Below are 15,473 nucleotides of genomic sequence, written 5' to 3' on the forward strand. Positions count from 1 at the left end.
GCTCACTCCCCGATGTAGAGGATGTCGCTGGTGCCGCGTTCGCCGCCGTTCGAGGGCTGGTTCACGACCTCGCCGTCGAAGTACATCGTCGACGAACCGCCGCCGTCGAGGTTGTACGCCGTCTCGGCGCCCAGCCCGGCCATGATGTCGGCGAGCTCGGTCAGGGTCGCGCCGCGGCTGTACCCCTCTGCGCGGCCGTCGACGACGACGAAGACGAGATGGTTCTCGTCGATGACGCCGACGGCGGTGCGGGGCTGCTCACCCTGGATCGAGTGGTTGCCGACGTTGGTGTCGACCTCGACGTCCTCGATGCCGTCGACCGCGGCTCCGTCCTCGACGATCGCCGGACCGAAGCTGAGGGTGTTCCAGACGCCGTCGGCCAGCAGCTCGTCGGCGTTCGTGGTGGTCTCGTCGTACACCCGGACCGTGCCGTCGCTGTAGAAGGCGAGGCCTGTCCGAGCGGGGGAGTCGCGGTAGACGACGCCGTTGCGGATGACGATCCCCGAGTCGCGGAACCCGTAGTAGTCGCCGTTGATCGCGAAGACGGCGTCGTTGTCTTCGGCGATACCGCTGGTCGTCTCGGTGATGTTCTCGCCGAACTGGTCCTTCGCGAAGGCGGATCGCAGCCGCGTCGCATCTGCCAGGACGACGTCCGCGACGAAGTACGTGAGGGTGTCATCGCCCGAGCCGGTCACGACTTCCGAGACGGTGACGCTCGTCTCGCCGTCGGAGTAGGTATCGCCCTCGACCGTTCCCGTGGCGGACGCGGACTCGGTGGTCGGGGTGGTGGTCGAGTTCTTGGCCTCGTAGGCCGAGACGTCCGAGATCTCGACGTGCTCGATGAGGAAGCGATCCGCGGCCCACGCCGTCGCGCCGCCGACGGCGAGCGCGAGGGCGAGGCCGCCGGAAAGGAAGGCGGTGCGGAGGCGGCGGGGTCTGGTGGTGTGCGGCATCCTTCAGGGATACGGAGCCGGCATCGGGCGGACGTTGACCGTTCCTGAGAACGGCATTAACGGGCATCGGAGCCGGGCGCCTGCCATGATCGGGCTATGGGGGAGACGATGGTCGTGACACGACCGGACGCGGGTCGGTCGATCGGGCGGCGCCGGTGGATGCTGATCGCCGTGCTCGCGGTCGGGGCGATCGCCGTGGTGGTCGCCGGGTGGCAGATCGCCGCATGGACGGCGCTCGGCGCGGTGCGGATCGTCTACGACGCGCGGCCGGTCGTATGCGAAGGCGCCGAGGTGGGCCTCCAGCCGTCGGGCGCGTCGGGCGAGGTCACGGGTGACAACGGCTTCGCGTGGGACGAGACGTTCTACTCGTCGGTTCTGTGGGTCGAGCCCGGGATGACCTGCGCGATCCGGTTCTTCGTCGTCAACGACGGCTGGAGCGAGGTCGATGCCCAGGCCGTCGCCCTCCCGGGGATGCAGGAGGAGCACGTCTCCCTCGTCCGGCCGACGATGGTCAACCCGAACGGACAGACGAGGCTCGCCGACACCGACGATGAGGCGGTCTTCGCCATCGAGGGCATGCCCGTCCCCGCCGGGGAACAGCAGGCGTTCACGGTCATCCTCGAAGCGAACGCAGCGGATGCCGATGGGTACACCGACTGCTCCGGCTTCATGCCGACCCCGCCTGAGGTGAACGTCTCCGGGCTGGGCGTGCAGAGGACCGTCTCGTCGCCCGAAGACTCCGGGATCTGGTTCTATGCCGGCCCCCGCGAGGAGTGCGACTGAGGCCGGTTACCACACGGCATCCGTGGACGCACACCCCTGGGCAGAGGCCGTCCGCCGCTGCGAGCGTCGACGCATGTCGACCATCGATGAGCCCTCGACCGCCGTCCCCTCGACCCGCGCCGAGCGCGCCGCGGATCCGACGCTCGGCGTCGTCTCGCGCCCTGCCTGGCGCGACGACTCGGCGTCGCTCCTGACCCGCGGCTACCGGTTCGGCGAGCGCATCTGGAGCCGCGCTCCGCGGGGGGCGCGCTCTGCGCCTCTGCGTCTGCTGTTCTCCGATGCGCTGCTCGTCCGGGGCGCCGAGGGAGTGGCGGCGTTCTACGACGACGAGCGCGTGGCACGGCACGGCGCGATGCCGCCGTTCATCCAGGAGACCCTCTTCGGGCACGACTCGGTGCACAGCCTCGACGGCGAGGAGCATCGGCACCGCAAGGCCACGTTCGTCTCGGCGTTGTACGAGGACGAGCAGGTCGCCCGGCTGCGGCCGCACCTCGAGCGGGAGTGGCGGCACGAAGTCGACGCCTGGATCGCCGGGGGTGAACAGTCGGCGTACGACGCGGCGGTCGGTGCTCTCGGGCGCGCGATCATGCGCTGGGCGGGGATGCCGGGCACCGGCGACGCCAAGACGAGATGGGCTCGCCGGCAGGCGCAGATCGTCGACGGGTTCGGGGTGCCGTACTCGCCCGAGTACCTGCTGGCGTTCGCGAACCGGCGCTGGTCCGACCGTCACGCCGAGCGGCTGATCCGGGCGGTGCGCGCGGGTCGCCTCGACGCGCAGGCCGGCACGGCCCTGAACGCCTGGGCATGGCACCGCGATCGCGACGGTCAGCTGCTGCCCGCGCGCCTGGCGGGCATCGAGCTGCAGAACAGCTTCCGGCCGATGATCGCCGTTGCGCGGTTCACGGCCTTCGCGGCGAAGCGCCTGCAGGAGCACCCGGAATGGCGCGAGCGGATCGCAGCCGAGGTCGCCGATCGCGGATCGCTCGTCGACGGTCCCCTCGCGACCGCCTTCGCGCAGGAGATCCGCCGCACGTCGCCGTTCGTCCCGATGCTCCCCGCGTTCGCGACGCAGGAGATCGAGGTCGACGGCCGCACGGTCCGCGCCGGCGGGCGGATCGTGCTCGACATCCTCGGGACCGACACCGACGAGCGCTCCTGGAACCGGGCGGACGAGTTCGATCCCGAGCGCTTCGTCGGCGCAGACGACTACGAGGCGATCGCCGCCTTCGTGCCGCACGGCGGCGCCGACGTCGCGACCGGGCACCGCTGCCCGGGCGAGAAGCTCGCGATCGCCGGGCTCGCGGCATCCATCAGTGCGATGAGCGACCCGCGGCTGGCGATCCTTCCCGCGGGCCTCGACGTGAACGAGCGCCGGATGCCGACCAAGCCCCGCTCCGGCGGTCGCGTCCGCGCGGCCGGGTCGCCGGAGGGCGGCGCACGCTGCCCCTTCCACCGCGCCTGAGGCCGAATCCGCGCGTCCGGATCATGTCCTCTCGCCGAGGTCACACGTCCCGCGCGCCCGCAGCGTGTGGTGTCGGCGAGAGGACATGATGTCGACGCGACCGGGCGTGGATGCCACAGCCCGGCGCGCGGCGCAAGGGGGTCCGCGCGGGAAGGCGGCGCCCGCAGGGTGGCGTCCGACCGATTCTCGGCATCGCGTCCTGCATCCTGCTGCTCACCCAGCAGTCCGGGACCGTCTGGCTGTTCGGTGCGGGCCTGCTCGTCGTCGGCGTCGCCCTGTTCTTCGCGACCCGGTGGCTGCGGTCGCGGGCGGGGGAGCCGGTTCAGGGCGTCATCCGGCGCGGCTGACGCCCCGAACCCGGTTCACCGACCGGTGGGCGGGAGCTTCGCGACGCCGTGGCGGGCGGGCTCGTCCGGTTCCGCTGCCGTCGCGGGAGATGCCGCCGACTCGCCGTGCGGGGAATCGGTGCCGGGGTAGGACGGCTCCTCGATCTCGATCGCGCGGTCGCGGTCCTCCTTCTTGGGCAGGTGGTCCAGGGGCTGTCGGATGTCATCGGATTCGCTCATGCCCCCACGCTCCGACTCCGGCGGAGCTCGCGGCAGGGGCTTGCGAGCACAGGGGGAGTGTGGTGGTCCGGGTCGCGTAGCGTGAAGCGGTGACCGTCGGCATCCATCTGTCCCCGCTCGCCGAGATCCCGGCGACGACCCTCTACCGGATCCTGTGGCTGCGGGTCGGCGTGTTCGTCGTCGAGCAGGAGGCTGCCTACCCGGAGCTCGATGGTCGCGACATCGAGTCCGGCGCCCTCCTCGCGTGGGCGGAGGAGGACGGCGAGGTCCTCGGGACGCTCCGTCTGCTGGACGAGGGCACGCGGTGGCGGATCGGACGCGTGGTCACGAGCGCCGCCGCTCGCGGCCGAGGTGTCGGCGCCGACCTCATGCGCCTCGCGATCGAACATGCGATCGCCCGGGACGCCTCGCGTCCATTCGTCCTCGACGCGCAGGAGCACCTGGCCGATTGGTACGGCCGCTTCGGGTTCGTCGTGAGCGGTGCGTCCTACGTCGAGGACCGCATTCCGCACGTGCCGATGACCCGTTCCGCAGACGCCGCAGTGTAGGAGACGGATGCCGGGGGCGCGACCCCCATCTCGGTGACGCGAACGACCCGCACCATCGTCAGATGCTCGAACTGCACTACTCCGATGGTTACGTCGTGACGACGGACGCGATCGCGGATGCGGTGATGCGGTACGCGAAGAGCCTCGCGGAGCAGAAGGCCTCTGACCTCATCACCGTCCCCATCTCGACCACCGAAGGCGCGGCGACCTCGTCGATGCTCATCGGCCCCGCGAGCCAGCTCTACACGACGCCGCACACGGGGTTCGCGGTCCGTCTGGACGACGAGTCGGCCGTCATGGATCTGCTCAGTCGCAACGACCGACTCGTCCACCCGCCGGCGTCTGTGGGCGAGTACCCCTACGAGGAGGACGACCCCTGGTTCGAGGAGTCGTTCTGACGCGCGCACGGCGGTGGTCGATCGGCTGATGCGCGGGGCCGGGGTCCGGGCGTAGCCTCGCGCTGTGCGCCCCCTCCGCTACTCCATCAACGTCACCCTCGACGGCTGCGTCGACCACCTCGCCGGCATCCCCGATCCGCAGACGCACGCGCACGCCGCGGAGCAGATCGCGCGAGCCGACGCCCTTCTGTTCGGCCGCACCGTCTACCGGATGATGGAGGATGCCTGGCGTCCACCGGCATCCGACGGGCGCCCGGCGTGGATGCAGCCGTTCGCGCAGACCATCGACGCCGCGAAGAAGTACGTCGTCTCGTCGACGCTGGGCTCGGTGGACTGGAACGCCGAGCTGATCACCGGAAACCTGCGCGCAGAGGTCGAGTCGCTCAAGGCGATGCCGGGGGACGGGCTGTACACGGCGGGCGTCACTCTCGCGACGACGCTCGCGGGCTGGAAGCTCATCGACGAGTACACGTTCGTGGTCCATCCTCGCCTCGCTGGCCACGGTCCTCGCTTGTTCGAGGGCCTGCGGGATCCGCTGGATCTGGAGCTCGTCGATCGCGTCTCGTTCGCCTCCGGCGTGACCGCGGAGACCTACGTGCCGAAGCGCTGACGTTCCTCCCCGGCTTCACAGGGGCAGGCGCTCCGCATCGGTGTACGGGCTGAACCTGCGGACGTAGGCCCGCTGCACGATGCGGTCGACAGCAGTGAGGTTCGTCGCACGCCCCGCCGGCCGATCGATCGGCATCCCCAGGTCGGCCAGCGCCCTCCGGGCGTCGGGCGTCCACCGTACGGTCTTGGCGATCGTCAGCGCGCGATCGGCGAGCGCGTACCGGTCCGTGCTCTTGGCGAGCAGCCACGCGTGCCACACCTGCAGCGGCCGACTGTCCCGGACGGTTCCCGCCGCGACATCGCCGGCGAGCCACATCTCGATCACCGAATCGATCGTCCTGAGCCTGGCGAGCAACGGGATCAGAAGCGTTTCGACGTCCAGGACGAGGGGGTCCTGGGCAGCCTCGTCCGTGTCGAGATACCGGCGGCGGGATGCACCGGGCAGGTCGCTCAGACCGAAGGTGGCGGGGTGAGGGGCGTCGTAGTTGGGCTCGCCGTCCCGAAGTATCAGGGAGCCCACGGCCAGCTCGTGCTCGTGGGTGTCCCCCTGTGCCGTGCCGAGGTGGACCCACCATCGGAGCTCAGACGTGTCCAGAATCCACTCGTCGCCGCGGCGCTCGAAACCGGCCGGTCGAAGCACGCGCGTCAGCTCCCGGGTGCGCTGGCTCCGGGGCCATCTCTTCGCCCCCGTGTCTGTCATGAGCGAAGGATACGACCTGCGGTGCTCGGCGGGTCATCCCGTTGCGAAGATCGAGGATCACCTATGAACGGATGCCGTCGGCACGCCGCCAGCCGGCGGCATCCCTCACCACCGCACCGCCGCGCTCGAAGGCCTCGAGCCACCCGGTCATCGGCCACTCGTCCCAGCGCCGGTGGAACAGGGCGCCGTTGCGGAGGATGTCGTCGACGTGCTGCCACGGGGGTGATGACGTCGGGTGGTACTGGTGGTAGGCGTGCGCTCCGCCCGTCCAGACGAGGGGGATCCCATGCGATCGCATCCGGAACGCGAAATCGGTGTCCTCGCCGCCGTACCCCTCGTAGGCCTCATCGAATCCGCCGATGCGCCGCCAGGTCTCGGGCGTGAGGGCGAAGGAGAGCGACCAGAACAGTGCGTACTCCGCGGGAGTGGCGACCCTTTCCGCACCCTCGGCGGGCATCGGCCGAGCGGCGTGCGGAGAGGTGTGGACCACCAGGTCAGCGGGGTCGGATGCCGTGACCCCCTCGGCGAGGTAGGTGACCGGTCCGCACAGGACGGCGCCGGAGTGGCGCTCGGCTGCCTCGCGGTACCGGCGCAGCAGGTCGGGCCCCGGGATGCAGTCCGCATCGAGGAAGACGAGCAGCTCGGCGCCCTCGGCAGCAGCGGCGCCCGCGTTGCGCCCGGCGGCCAGTCGCAGTCCCTCGGGGCCCGGGGGCACCCGGATGACCGTCTCGGCGTCCAGCTCCGGCGGGTCGTCGTCGCCGATCCAGACGACGATGCGGCGGACGTCACGCGCGCCCGCCAGTGCGCGCAGCTGCGCGCGCAGGTGGTCGACGCGCGGCCGGGAGCACATGCTCACGACAGCGGCGTTCACCGGTCGCCTCGCACGGTGTCGACGATGGCCGTGGCCGCACGCTGCGGCGCACCGACGACCTCCCACCGCTCCCATTCCGGCCGGGCGGTCGACGCACGCTCGACGAGGTCCTGCCACCCCGCGGCGTCGGGCCATTCGTCCGAAACCTGGGCGAGGCCGGCGCGTCGGAGGGCGCGTCCGGTTTCACGCTGCTCGTCGAACGGGCGATCCTGGGGGACGACGATCGCGGGAGCGTGTGCGGCGGCGAGGTCGGCGACGGCGTTCTGGCCGGCGTACGAGACGACGACCGCGGCGGAGGTCAGCGCTTCCCAAGGATCGTCGGCCCAGTCGCTGCCCCCGAGGATTCGCCACGGCCGACCCGTCGCCTTCTCGGCATCCCGGATCGCCGCCGGGCCCACGGCGGATCCGCCGGCGCCGGTGAGCAGGACGACCTGGTCGCTGCGCCCGCCCCCCGGAGGGCGGCCCGAGAAGCGGCTGATGCCGCCCGTGTGCACGACCTTGTCGCCGAGCGCCCCGAGGTGCGGGGGCGACAGGATGCCGCGCGCCCACGGTGCCAGGACGGTGTCGGCTGCCGCGAAGCCGAGCAGGTGAGGGCGGTCGACGCGGTTGCCCGGCTGCGTCACCACGACGGTGCGGAGCCCCAGCAGGCGGGCGAGGAGCGTCACCTCGACGGACGTGTCGACGACCATGCCGTCCCACCGCCGCGCGGTTGCCGCAGCGGCGATGACCGAGAGTCGAGAGCGGTGACCGACGTGTCCGATGGGTGCCCAGTGCAGCAGCCCGTCCACGGTCGGGTCGACGGGATTGCCGCCGTCGTCGTCGCGCTCCAGGACGGTCCAGGTCCATCCCGAGGGCAGGCCGGGAGGAGCAGGGAGGCTGCTGAGGCAGTCGACCGCGGCATCCAGGTACGGGGCGATCGCGAGCAGGCGGGTGAGGTGCCCGCGGCCGTGGTGGTGGACGTACCACCCGAGTCGGGGCGCGCCGTCGCTCACGCGGCGCTCTCCGTCGCGAGCAGTCGCGCGAAGCTCGCCTCGAGGGCGTCGATGCGCAGGTCGAGCGAGAAGCGGCGCTCGGCGGTCTCGCGGACGACCGCGCGGAACGCGGCATCCCTCCCGCTCGGCAGCATCGCCGCCGCGCGCTCCGTCATCGCGTCGACGTCGTCCGCGGCGACCAGCTGCATGCCCATCGTCGCCGCAGCGATCTCGGGGACGCCACCCACGGCGAAGCCGACGACGGGCGTTCCGCACATGAGCGCCTCGGGGCCGACGAGCCCGAACGGCTCGGCCCACGCCGGCGTCGCCAGGGCGAGGCCGCTGCGTCCCACGAGGTCCGCGAGCGGCGCAGGAGCGAGCTCTCCCGCGTACTCGACTCCGCGGCCGAGACGCGGGAACACGACATCGCGGGCGTACTCCTCGTCGCCGATCCGACCCGCGATCATCAGGCGCCGCCCGAGACGCCGAGCCACCTCCACCGCGACGTGCGGAGCCTTCTCGGGCACGATCCGGCCGAACCAGACCAGGTCGTCGCCGCCGGGGCCCAATGGCCACGCGCGCGGGTCGACGCCGTTGGGCAGAAGCGTCGAGGGGACACCGGCGGCATCCCACTGCGTCTTCGTGTGCGTGCTCACCGACAGGAACTGCGAGCCGGCACCGTCGGCAGCGGCGTGCGCGGCGACCGCGAGCGCGTCGACCGGCGTGTGCAGGGTCGTCACCATGGGTACGCCGAGCTGCGACGCCCGCTGCAGCGGCAGGGCGTCGAGGCAGTGGTTCGAGATCACGTCGTACCGCCCGGGGTGCGCCGCGATCCGGTCGAGGGCGCGACCGAGCGCCGGCGCGCTCTCGCGGTGGTAGCTCTCGGGCCAGGTCTTGTCGGTGGGCCGCGCGCCCTCGGGCCACACGACGGGCGGCAGGCGGAACACGCCCGCGTCGGAGAGGAAATCCGACCCCTCCGGTGCGATGAACGTGACCTCGTGGCCGCGACGGCGGAGGGCGTCGACCTCGGCCCAGACGGCGGATTCGAGACCCCCGGCGTGCGGGCGGCGGATGGGGAAGCGCAGCGGTGCGATGACGACGATGCGGAGCGGGCGGGCGCTCACGCGGTGCGGCTTTCGAGCAACGAGAGATACAGCTCCGCATGACGCTGGGCGATCGCGGCATCCATCACGGAGCGCACACCACGGCGCTGATCGACCAGCGCATCCCGCGCGGGACCCGCCGGGCGTGACGCCGGAGCGGTCCACAGCGCGGCCACTGCGCCGGCGAGCTCCGTCGCGTCGCCCGGCGAGAACGACGCGACCGTACCGTCGTCGTGCTGCTCGGCGAAGAACCCCACCCTCGGGGCGGCGACGGGGACACCGAGGTCCCAGCACAGCTCGAGCCATCCCGAGTGCGTGCCGTGCCGGTAGGGCAGGACGCAGGTGTCCAGTCGCGCCAACGCCGCGAAGAGCCCGGCGTCGTCGAGTCGCTCGTGCTCGACGAGGTCGAGGGCGTCGGATGCCGCGCACAGCGCACGCACCTCGGCTGCGGCATCCGCGTCGCGTACCCGCTGGTGCAGTCGGACCTCGCCGCGGACGTCGTGCCCCGCGTCGCGGAGCGCGGTGAGTGCCGCGTCGAGCGTCCGCACGGTGCCCGGTCCGTCGACGCTGGGCCGGAGGTCCTTCAGGTGGACGCCGACGACGCGCCCCGCGCCGACGGCCGGTTCGATGGTCGCGTCGCGGGGGAGGACCGACGGATGCGGGATGACGGTGACGTGCCGACCCCACCGTTCGCGCACGGCGCGGGCTGCGCCGACCGTGAGCGTCGTGACGGCGTCGGCGCCCGCCATGATCTCGTCGAGCTGCGCCAGGTAGGCGGAGCTGTCGCCCAGTTGCGGGTGCTCGAGGTCGTGGAGCGTGAACACGACGGGCCACCCGACGGCGTGGGCCGCGTCGAGGCATGCGGTCAGGTGCCCGGGCGGGAAGGACTCCGTGCCGAAGTGGATGTGGAGGAGGGATGCCTCGTCGGCGTAGGCGCGGATCCAGGCGGGATCGAGCGCTGCCGGCGGCCACCAGACCGCGGGGTCCGAGCCGGGCGCGATCGGGTCGTCGAGCACCGCCACGCGAGGATCCGCGGTGGCCTGCTGCACGTACGGATGACCCGCAGGGACGGAGACGATCGTCACCGCGGCGGTGGATCCCGCTCCCGTCGGCGGGTCGATGCGCATCGTCGTATCCACGTGGCTCCTTCCGGCGCCATCGCGCCGAGCAGAGGGAAACGCGCCGACCAGTGTGGAATGGGTGCGCCTGAACGCCCCGACCGTACGCAATGAAGCGGCAGCGGAGAGGGGGGCTTGACCTCACCCTCACGGGCGGATAACCATGCCAGGTGATCTCTGCGCCTCCCGTCCTGCTCGTCCTCGGTCCGGAGGGGCACGGGGTCACCCGGTACGGGGACGACGTCGCCGCTGCGGTGACGGCTGTGCACCCCGACGTGACGGTCGTCCGAGTCGCCGATGTGCCGTCCGGGGACCTCGCTCTCGACGGCCTCGACGCGGGGGCACGCGTCCATCTGCACGCGACGGACCGCCTGTTCGGCTCCCGGCCGGAGGATGCCGCCGACGTCGTCGAGCGGTGGGCCGGTCGCTGCCGCCTCACGATGACGCTCCACGACGTTCCGCAGCCCTCCGACGGCACCATGTTCGACCGACGCCGTGCTGCCTATGCGCGCATGATCGCCGCGGCGGATCGGGTCGTCGTCAACAGTCGTCACGAGCAGCACCTGATGGACGAGTACCTCCCCGGCTCCGCCCAGGCGCACGCGATCGCCCTGGGGGCGCGCACCGGCATCCCTCCCGTCGGAGACGACACCGGAGCCAGCGACCTCCGCGTCCTCATCGCCGGTTTCATCTACCCCGGCAAGGGACACCGCCCCGCGGTGATCGCTGCGGCCCGCGCAGCCGAGGTGCTGCGGGCGCGCGGTGACGGACCGGAGGTCGTCGCCGTTCGCGCGATCGGCGCACCGTCACGCGGGCACGAGGCCGACGTCGAGCAGTTGCGGGAGGAGGCCGCCGCCCTGGGCGTCGACGTCGAGGTGACCGGTTTCCTGAGCGACGACGTCTTCGCCCGCGAACTCGCCGCCCCCGGTATCCCGCTCGCCGCCCACGAACACGTGTCGGCCTCGCGGTCCATGCTCGACTGGGTCGAAGCCGGGCGGCGCCCGCTCGTCGTCGACTCCCGGTACGCGGCGGAGATGGACGGGCTGCGACCGGGGACGCTCGCGCGATACCGCGCCGACGACCTCGCCGATCGACTCGTCGAGGCGTGGCGCGATCCGGCATCCACTCGGCTGGCGGCGGGTGCCTCCCTGGCGCCGACACTCGACGACGTGGCCGCCGCGTACCTCCGCTGGTGGGCGGCGTGATGACGGGGGGCATCGCACTGCCGGGCAACCGCTGGGATCTTCTCGACGGGCGCACGCCCGATGTCGCCCCGTCGGTCTCCGTCGTCGTGGCCCACTACGAGCAGCCCGAACAGCTCGCGAGGTGCCTCGCGGGCCTCGCCGGGCAGGATCACCCCGTGGACCGCCTCGAAGTGATCGTCGCCGATGACGGGTCGACCGTCGCACCGGACGTTCCCGAGGGGGTTCGTCTCGTCCGCCACGCTGACGAAGGGTTCCGGCTCGCGGCGGTCCGGAACCTCGGCGCGGCTCACGCGACCGGCGACGTGCTCGTCTTCCTCGATGCCGACACCGTTCCCGAGCCCGGTTTCGTCCGCGAGCTGACGCGGATGCCGGGGCTCGCCCCCGACGTCGTCACGGTCGGGCGGCGGCGCCACGCCGACCTCACCGGGGTGGCGCCGGTCGCAGACGTCCGTTCCGTCGTGACGGGGCGCGAACTGCCCGAGCCCGCCTGGCTCGCCGAGGCCTACGACCGCTCCCGCAACCTCCTGGACGCCGACGACCGGAGCTACCGGCACACGATCGGTGCGGTGCTCGCCTGCGGTCGCGTCGTCTTCGACGCGACCGGCGGCTTCGACGAGTCGTTCCGCTCCTACGGCGGCGAGGACTGGGAGTGGACGTACCGGGCGTGGCTGAGCGGAGCGCTTCTCGCTCACGTCCCCGAGGCGGTCGCCTGGCACGACGGACCGGATGCCGGGGCCCGAGACGACCACGATCGTGCGACCCGGAATGCAGAGGCGATCCTGCTTGCGGGCCTCATCCCGGTCCCCCGGACCCGCCCGCGCGGGCTGCCCTCGTCGCACGTCGACATCGCGGTGACCGCACCACCTGGAGCGTCCGAGGGCGCTGCGTTCGTGAGCGTCGACTCCGTCGTCGCGGCCGTCCCCGGATCGGAGTGGGTGGATGCCGCCGCCCTCATCGACGCCCGGGGGCGCCTCGACCGCGTGCGGCTGCACATCGAGATCGTCCGGCAGGTCCGCGTGGATCGCCGACTCGACGACCTCCTCGAGCGCATCGCGCGCGACGGGATCGGCACCGTCAGCATCCTCGGCGAGGACGACGGTGTGCTCCTGCGCATCCGCTCGTCGCGCGCGTCCGCGCGAGAGGGGCGCTGGGGTCGGGAAGACCTGTTCCCGCACGTGTCGGAACGCGTCGAGGGGGTCCGGCTCCTGGCCGGCGAGCCCGATGTCGCCGCGTACCTCGGCGGGTGGGGCTGACACCGCGGGCGAGCCCATATCGGCCGCGGGACGGGCCTTCCCCATCCGTGTGACGAATCGTGTTGTGCGCAGCGCCCGGGTCTGGTTTCATATCGACGGGGACACCGGTCGTGCCCGCCTGGGGAGGCGTGCACACCGGCGACGAATGGGATCGTCGCCGGCGCCGGTCTAACGCACGCACCTCTTGCTCGGGGTGTTCGCGACCGGGGAAGAGCAATGGGGACAGTGGGGACAGCCGTCGCACGAGCGGCGAGCCGCGAGCGCACCGATGCGCCGATCGTTCTCGTACCCACCTGCGCGCCGATCGTTCTCGTGCCCATCCGATCCGCGCAGGGCTCCGAACACCACCTATCGGCGGCTGGCGATGCGACTCGCGCGCCGGCGCATGACTTCGTGGCGGGGGCCCGAATCCCCGCGACGACAAGACTCCGAGACGGCACCGGTGACGGCGCTGTCCGGTCGGCGGCGTGAGCCGCGAGGGGGCGCTCTTGGGGAGCGTGCACGACTTGGGGAAATGTGGGGGGACACACGTGAGCAGGAAACTGAACATCGCCGTCATCGGCGCGGGGTACTGGGGGCCTCAATTGGCGCGCAATCTGCGCGCCAGTCGGGAGTGGAATCTCGCGGCCATCTGCGACGTCGACATCGATCGTGCGCGTCGGGTGGCTGATGCGGTGGGAGGGGCCCCGGTCACGTCAGAGGTCAGGTCGGTGCTCGCGGATCCGCTCGTCGATGCGATAGCCATCGCCACACCTGCCGCCACGCACCACGAGATCGCCATGGCGGCTCTCGACGCGGGGAAGCACGTCATGGTCGAGAAGCCCCTGGCCGACACGCAGAAACGCGGCGCCGAGATGGTGCGCCGGGCATCCGAATGCAGCCTCGTGCTGATGACCGACCACACCCAGTGCTACACACCGGCCGTGATGAAGATGCGCGAGCTGATCGCCGGCGGTGCGCTCGGCGACATCCTCTTCATCGACAGTGTGCGCATCAACTTCGGCCTCACACAGCCCGACGTCGACGTGTTCTGGGATCTCGCGCCTCACGAGCTGTCGATCATGGACTTCATCCTGCCTGGCGGCCTGCAGGCGACCTCGGTGGCAGCGCACGGATCCGATCCGACGAACACCGGCAAATCGTGCATCGGCCATCTTTCGATGCCCCTCGACGGGGGCGCGATGGCGCACGTGCACGTCAACTGGCTGAGTCCCACCCGCACCCGTCGGATGGTGATCGGCGGGACGCGCCACACGCTCGTCTGGGACGACCTCGATCCGGAACAGCGTCTCAGCGTCTACGACCCGGGGGTCGACGTCTCGTCGATCTCGCGTGCGACCGCGCGCGACCGTCGTGCCGCCGACACATTCCGCCTCGGAGGCATCCGCGCACAGGCTGTCGAGGAGCGGGAAGCCCTCGGTGCCGTGGTCTCGGAATTCGCCTCGGCGATCCGTGAGAAGCGCGCGCCGCGCACGAGCGGGGCGGCGGGCTTGCGGGTCCTGTCGATCCTGGATGCGGCGGCGGGGAGCCTGGCTGCGTACGGTGTGCCGCAGCCCCTGCGGCTTGCGCGCCGCTCGGCCGGGGTCGCGGCATGACGACGAGCCGCGCGACCGGTATCCCGGTCGCCGGTCGAGCTGCAGGCACGGGCCTCGTGCGGGATGACGATCGTGGCTGAGTCGATCATCGAGGTCATGGTTCCCTGCCTCGGTCCGGAGGAGGCCGAGGCGGTCGCTCGCGTCGTCGCCGGAGGATGGATCGCAGAGGGGCTGACGGTCGCCCGCTTCGAGGAGGAGTTCGCCGGTGTCATGAGGGCGCCCTATGCCGTGGCCGTCGCCAGCGGGAGTGCTGCGCTGCAGCTGGCGCTGATCGTGGCGGGCGTGCGACCCGGCGACGACGTCGTCGTTCCGTCTTTGGCCTTCATTGCCACGGCGAACGCCGTGCGGCACGTCGGTGCGACGCCCGTCTTCGCCGATGTCGATCCGCACACCGGCACCGTCACGGGGGTGACCATCGAGAGCGTTCTCACTCCGGTCACGACGGCGGTCGTCGTCGTCGATCATGCGGGAATCCCCGTCGATCTGGAGGACATCCGCGATGTGACGGATCCGCTCGGGATCATCGTGATCGAGGACGCCGCGCGCGCCGCGGGATCGACCTATCGCGCGCGGCCGGTGGGAGCCACGGCCGAGGTCACGGCCTGGTCGTTCAGCGACCGTTCCCTCCTCACCACCGGGGAGGGCGGCATGCTCACGACGAGCCACGCGCGGTGGGCCACGCGAGCGAGGCGTCTGCGCGGGCACGCGAAGCACGCTGCCGCGCAGGATGGCGCCGATGTCCTGCTCCCGCCGGCTGAGGAGTACGTCGAAGTGGGCTGGGATTGCCGGATGACCGATCTGCAGGCCGCGGTGGGTCTCGTGCAGCTCATGAGGCTTCCCGCGATCCTTCGCCGGCGACGCGAGATCGCCGATCGTTATCGCCGGGAGCTGCAGGGCGTCCCCGGCCTCCGTCTCGTCGCCGATCCTGCGTGGGGCACCGGCAACGACCTCGACCTCTGGGTCGAGGTCGAGCGGGTCTATCCGATCGAGCGCGACCAGCTGCTCGCGGCGCTCCACGACGCAGGGGTGTTCGCGCGCCGCGGCACGCCGGCCGCGCACCGGCAGGCGCCGTACCGTTCACTCACTCCGCCTGAGGGCTTGCCCGGGACCGACCGATTGACGGACGGCACGCTCGTCCTCCCGGTTCACCATGCGCTCACGGATGCGGAGCAGGGTCGCGTCATCGCGGTCCTGACCGGGACCCGGCGTGCGGTTGCGACGGCGGCGGAGATCGTCCGCTGAGCACCTGCGTTCTCCGCTGACGAGCGGATGGCCCTGTCGCGCGACTGTGCGCGTAGGGATCCGCTCAGGCGGGCGCCGGATGGGTCTTCAACGACC

The 15,473-nt window shown here is 71.7% G+C and carries 17 protein-coding genes; 10 read left to right on the forward strand and 7 right to left on the reverse strand.

All coding sequences use genetic code 11. The annotated features are described in order from the left end of the window. Nucleotides 1-2: 2 nt before the first annotated feature. A complete protein-coding gene (locus tag ABCU91_RS04325) occupies nt 3-953 on the reverse strand; it encodes a phosphodiester glycosidase family protein (protein WP_413354931.1) in 951 nt (316 codons plus the stop codon). 114 nt (nt 954-1,067) lie between these two features. On the opposite strand from ABCU91_RS04325, the gene ABCU91_RS04330 reads away from it, so the two are divergent. The 3 genes from ABCU91_RS04330 (at nt 1,068) to ABCU91_RS04340 (ending at nt 3,545) form a co-directional block, all read left to right on the forward strand. Then, a complete protein-coding gene (locus ABCU91_RS04330; protein ID WP_413354932.1) occupies nt 1,068-1,736 on the forward strand; it encodes a hypothetical protein in 669 nt (222 codons plus the stop codon). Between the two features lie 73 nt (nt 1,737-1,809). After that, nucleotides 1,810-3,198, forward strand: coding sequence for a cytochrome P450 (locus tag ABCU91_RS04335; RefSeq protein ID WP_413354933.1), 1,389 nt, complete (start codon nt 1,810-1,812; stop codon nt 3,196-3,198). Nucleotides 3,199-3,308: 110 nt separating this feature from the next. After that, the gene (locus ABCU91_RS04340) at nt 3,309-3,545 is read left to right on the forward strand and encodes a hypothetical protein (protein WP_413354934.1); all 237 of its coding nucleotides are present in this window, start codon (nt 3,309-3,311) and stop codon (nt 3,543-3,545) included. A gap of 15 nt (nt 3,546-3,560) precedes the next feature. Here ABCU91_RS04340 and ABCU91_RS04345 read toward each other — a convergent pair whose 3' ends face one another. Continuing rightward, nucleotides 3,561-3,764, reverse strand: a complete 204-nt coding sequence (locus tag ABCU91_RS04345; protein ID WP_091359906.1) for a hypothetical protein — start codon at nt 3,762-3,764, stop codon at nt 3,561-3,563. Nucleotides 3,765-3,853: 89 nt separating this feature from the next. Between ABCU91_RS04345 and ABCU91_RS04350 the strand changes: the two genes are divergently transcribed. The 3 genes from ABCU91_RS04350 (at nt 3,854) to ABCU91_RS04360 (ending at nt 5,320) form a co-directional block, all read left to right on the forward strand. After that, nucleotides 3,854-4,312 (forward strand): GNAT family N-acetyltransferase, encoded by a 459-nt coding sequence (locus ABCU91_RS04350; protein WP_406922793.1) that lies wholly within the window; start codon nt 3,854-3,856, stop codon nt 4,310-4,312. Between the two features lie 62 nt (nt 4,313-4,374). Then, nucleotides 4,375-4,710, forward strand: coding sequence for a hypothetical protein (locus tag ABCU91_RS04355; protein ID WP_065571695.1), 336 nt, complete (start codon nt 4,375-4,377; stop codon nt 4,708-4,710). A 64-nt stretch (nt 4,711-4,774) separates the two neighbouring features. Further along, complete coding sequence (locus ABCU91_RS04360) at nt 4,775-5,320, forward strand: dihydrofolate reductase family protein (RefSeq protein WP_413354935.1); 546 nt, start codon at nt 4,775-4,777, stop codon at nt 5,318-5,320. A 15-nt stretch (nt 5,321-5,335) separates the two neighbouring features. On the opposite strand, the gene ABCU91_RS04365 is transcribed toward ABCU91_RS04360, so the two are convergent. From ABCU91_RS04365 to ABCU91_RS04385, 5 genes are all read right to left on the reverse strand, one after another. After that, nucleotides 5,336-6,019, reverse strand: coding sequence for a hypothetical protein (locus ABCU91_RS04365; RefSeq protein WP_413354936.1), 684 nt, complete (start codon nt 6,017-6,019; stop codon nt 5,336-5,338). A 61-nt stretch (nt 6,020-6,080) separates the two neighbouring features. Then, nucleotides 6,081-6,890: a glycosyltransferase family 2 protein gene (locus tag ABCU91_RS04370; protein ID WP_413354937.1), complete on the reverse strand. Its 810-nt coding sequence runs from the start codon at nt 6,888-6,890 to the stop codon at nt 6,081-6,083. Then, nucleotides 6,887-7,882 carry a glycosyltransferase gene (locus ABCU91_RS04375; protein WP_413354938.1) on the reverse strand — a complete coding sequence of 332 codons (996 nt, stop codon included), beginning with the start codon at nt 7,880-7,882 and terminating at the stop codon, nt 6,887-6,889. Before ABCU91_RS04375 ends, ABCU91_RS04370 begins: the two co-directional genes overlap by 4 nt. Continuing rightward, nucleotides 7,879-8,985 carry a glycosyltransferase gene (locus tag ABCU91_RS04380; protein ID WP_413354939.1) on the reverse strand — a complete coding sequence of 369 codons (1,107 nt, stop codon included), beginning with the start codon at nt 8,983-8,985 and terminating at the stop codon, nt 7,879-7,881. The genes ABCU91_RS04375 and ABCU91_RS04380 overlap by 4 nt, the downstream gene beginning before the upstream one ends. Next, nucleotides 8,982-10,103, reverse strand: coding sequence for a glycosyltransferase (locus tag ABCU91_RS04385; RefSeq protein ID WP_413354940.1), 1,122 nt, complete (start codon nt 10,101-10,103; stop codon nt 8,982-8,984). The genes ABCU91_RS04380 and ABCU91_RS04385 overlap by 4 nt, the downstream gene beginning before the upstream one ends. 149 nt (nt 10,104-10,252) lie before the next feature. On the opposite strand from ABCU91_RS04385, the gene ABCU91_RS04390 reads away from it, so the two are divergent. The 4 genes from ABCU91_RS04390 to ABCU91_RS04405 all read left to right on the forward strand — a co-directional run bounded on the left by ABCU91_RS04390 (nt 10,253) and on the right by ABCU91_RS04405 (nt 15,377). Continuing rightward, nucleotides 10,253-11,287, forward strand: coding sequence for a hypothetical protein (locus ABCU91_RS04390; protein ID WP_413354941.1), 1,035 nt, complete (start codon nt 10,253-10,255; stop codon nt 11,285-11,287). After that, entirely contained in the window at nt 11,287-12,540 is a 1,254-nt protein-coding gene (locus ABCU91_RS04395; protein WP_413354942.1) for a glycosyltransferase, read from the forward strand. The genes ABCU91_RS04390 and ABCU91_RS04395 overlap by 1 nt, the downstream gene beginning before the upstream one ends. A 530-nt stretch (nt 12,541-13,070) precedes the next feature. Beyond that, entirely contained in the window at nt 13,071-14,135 is a 1,065-nt protein-coding gene (locus tag ABCU91_RS04400; RefSeq protein ID WP_413354943.1) for a Gfo/Idh/MocA family protein, read from the forward strand. A gap of 63 nt (nt 14,136-14,198) precedes the next feature. Then, complete coding sequence (locus tag ABCU91_RS04405; protein ID WP_413354944.1) at nt 14,199-15,377, forward strand: DegT/DnrJ/EryC1/StrS family aminotransferase; 1,179 nt, start codon at nt 14,199-14,201, stop codon at nt 15,375-15,377. Nucleotides 15,378-15,473: the final 96 nt, after the last annotated feature.

Origin of the sequence: Microbacterium phoenicis (genome assembly GCF_047302325.1) — a bacterium.
Classification (GTDB): Bacteria; Actinomycetota; Actinomycetes; order Actinomycetales; family Microbacteriaceae; genus Microbacterium.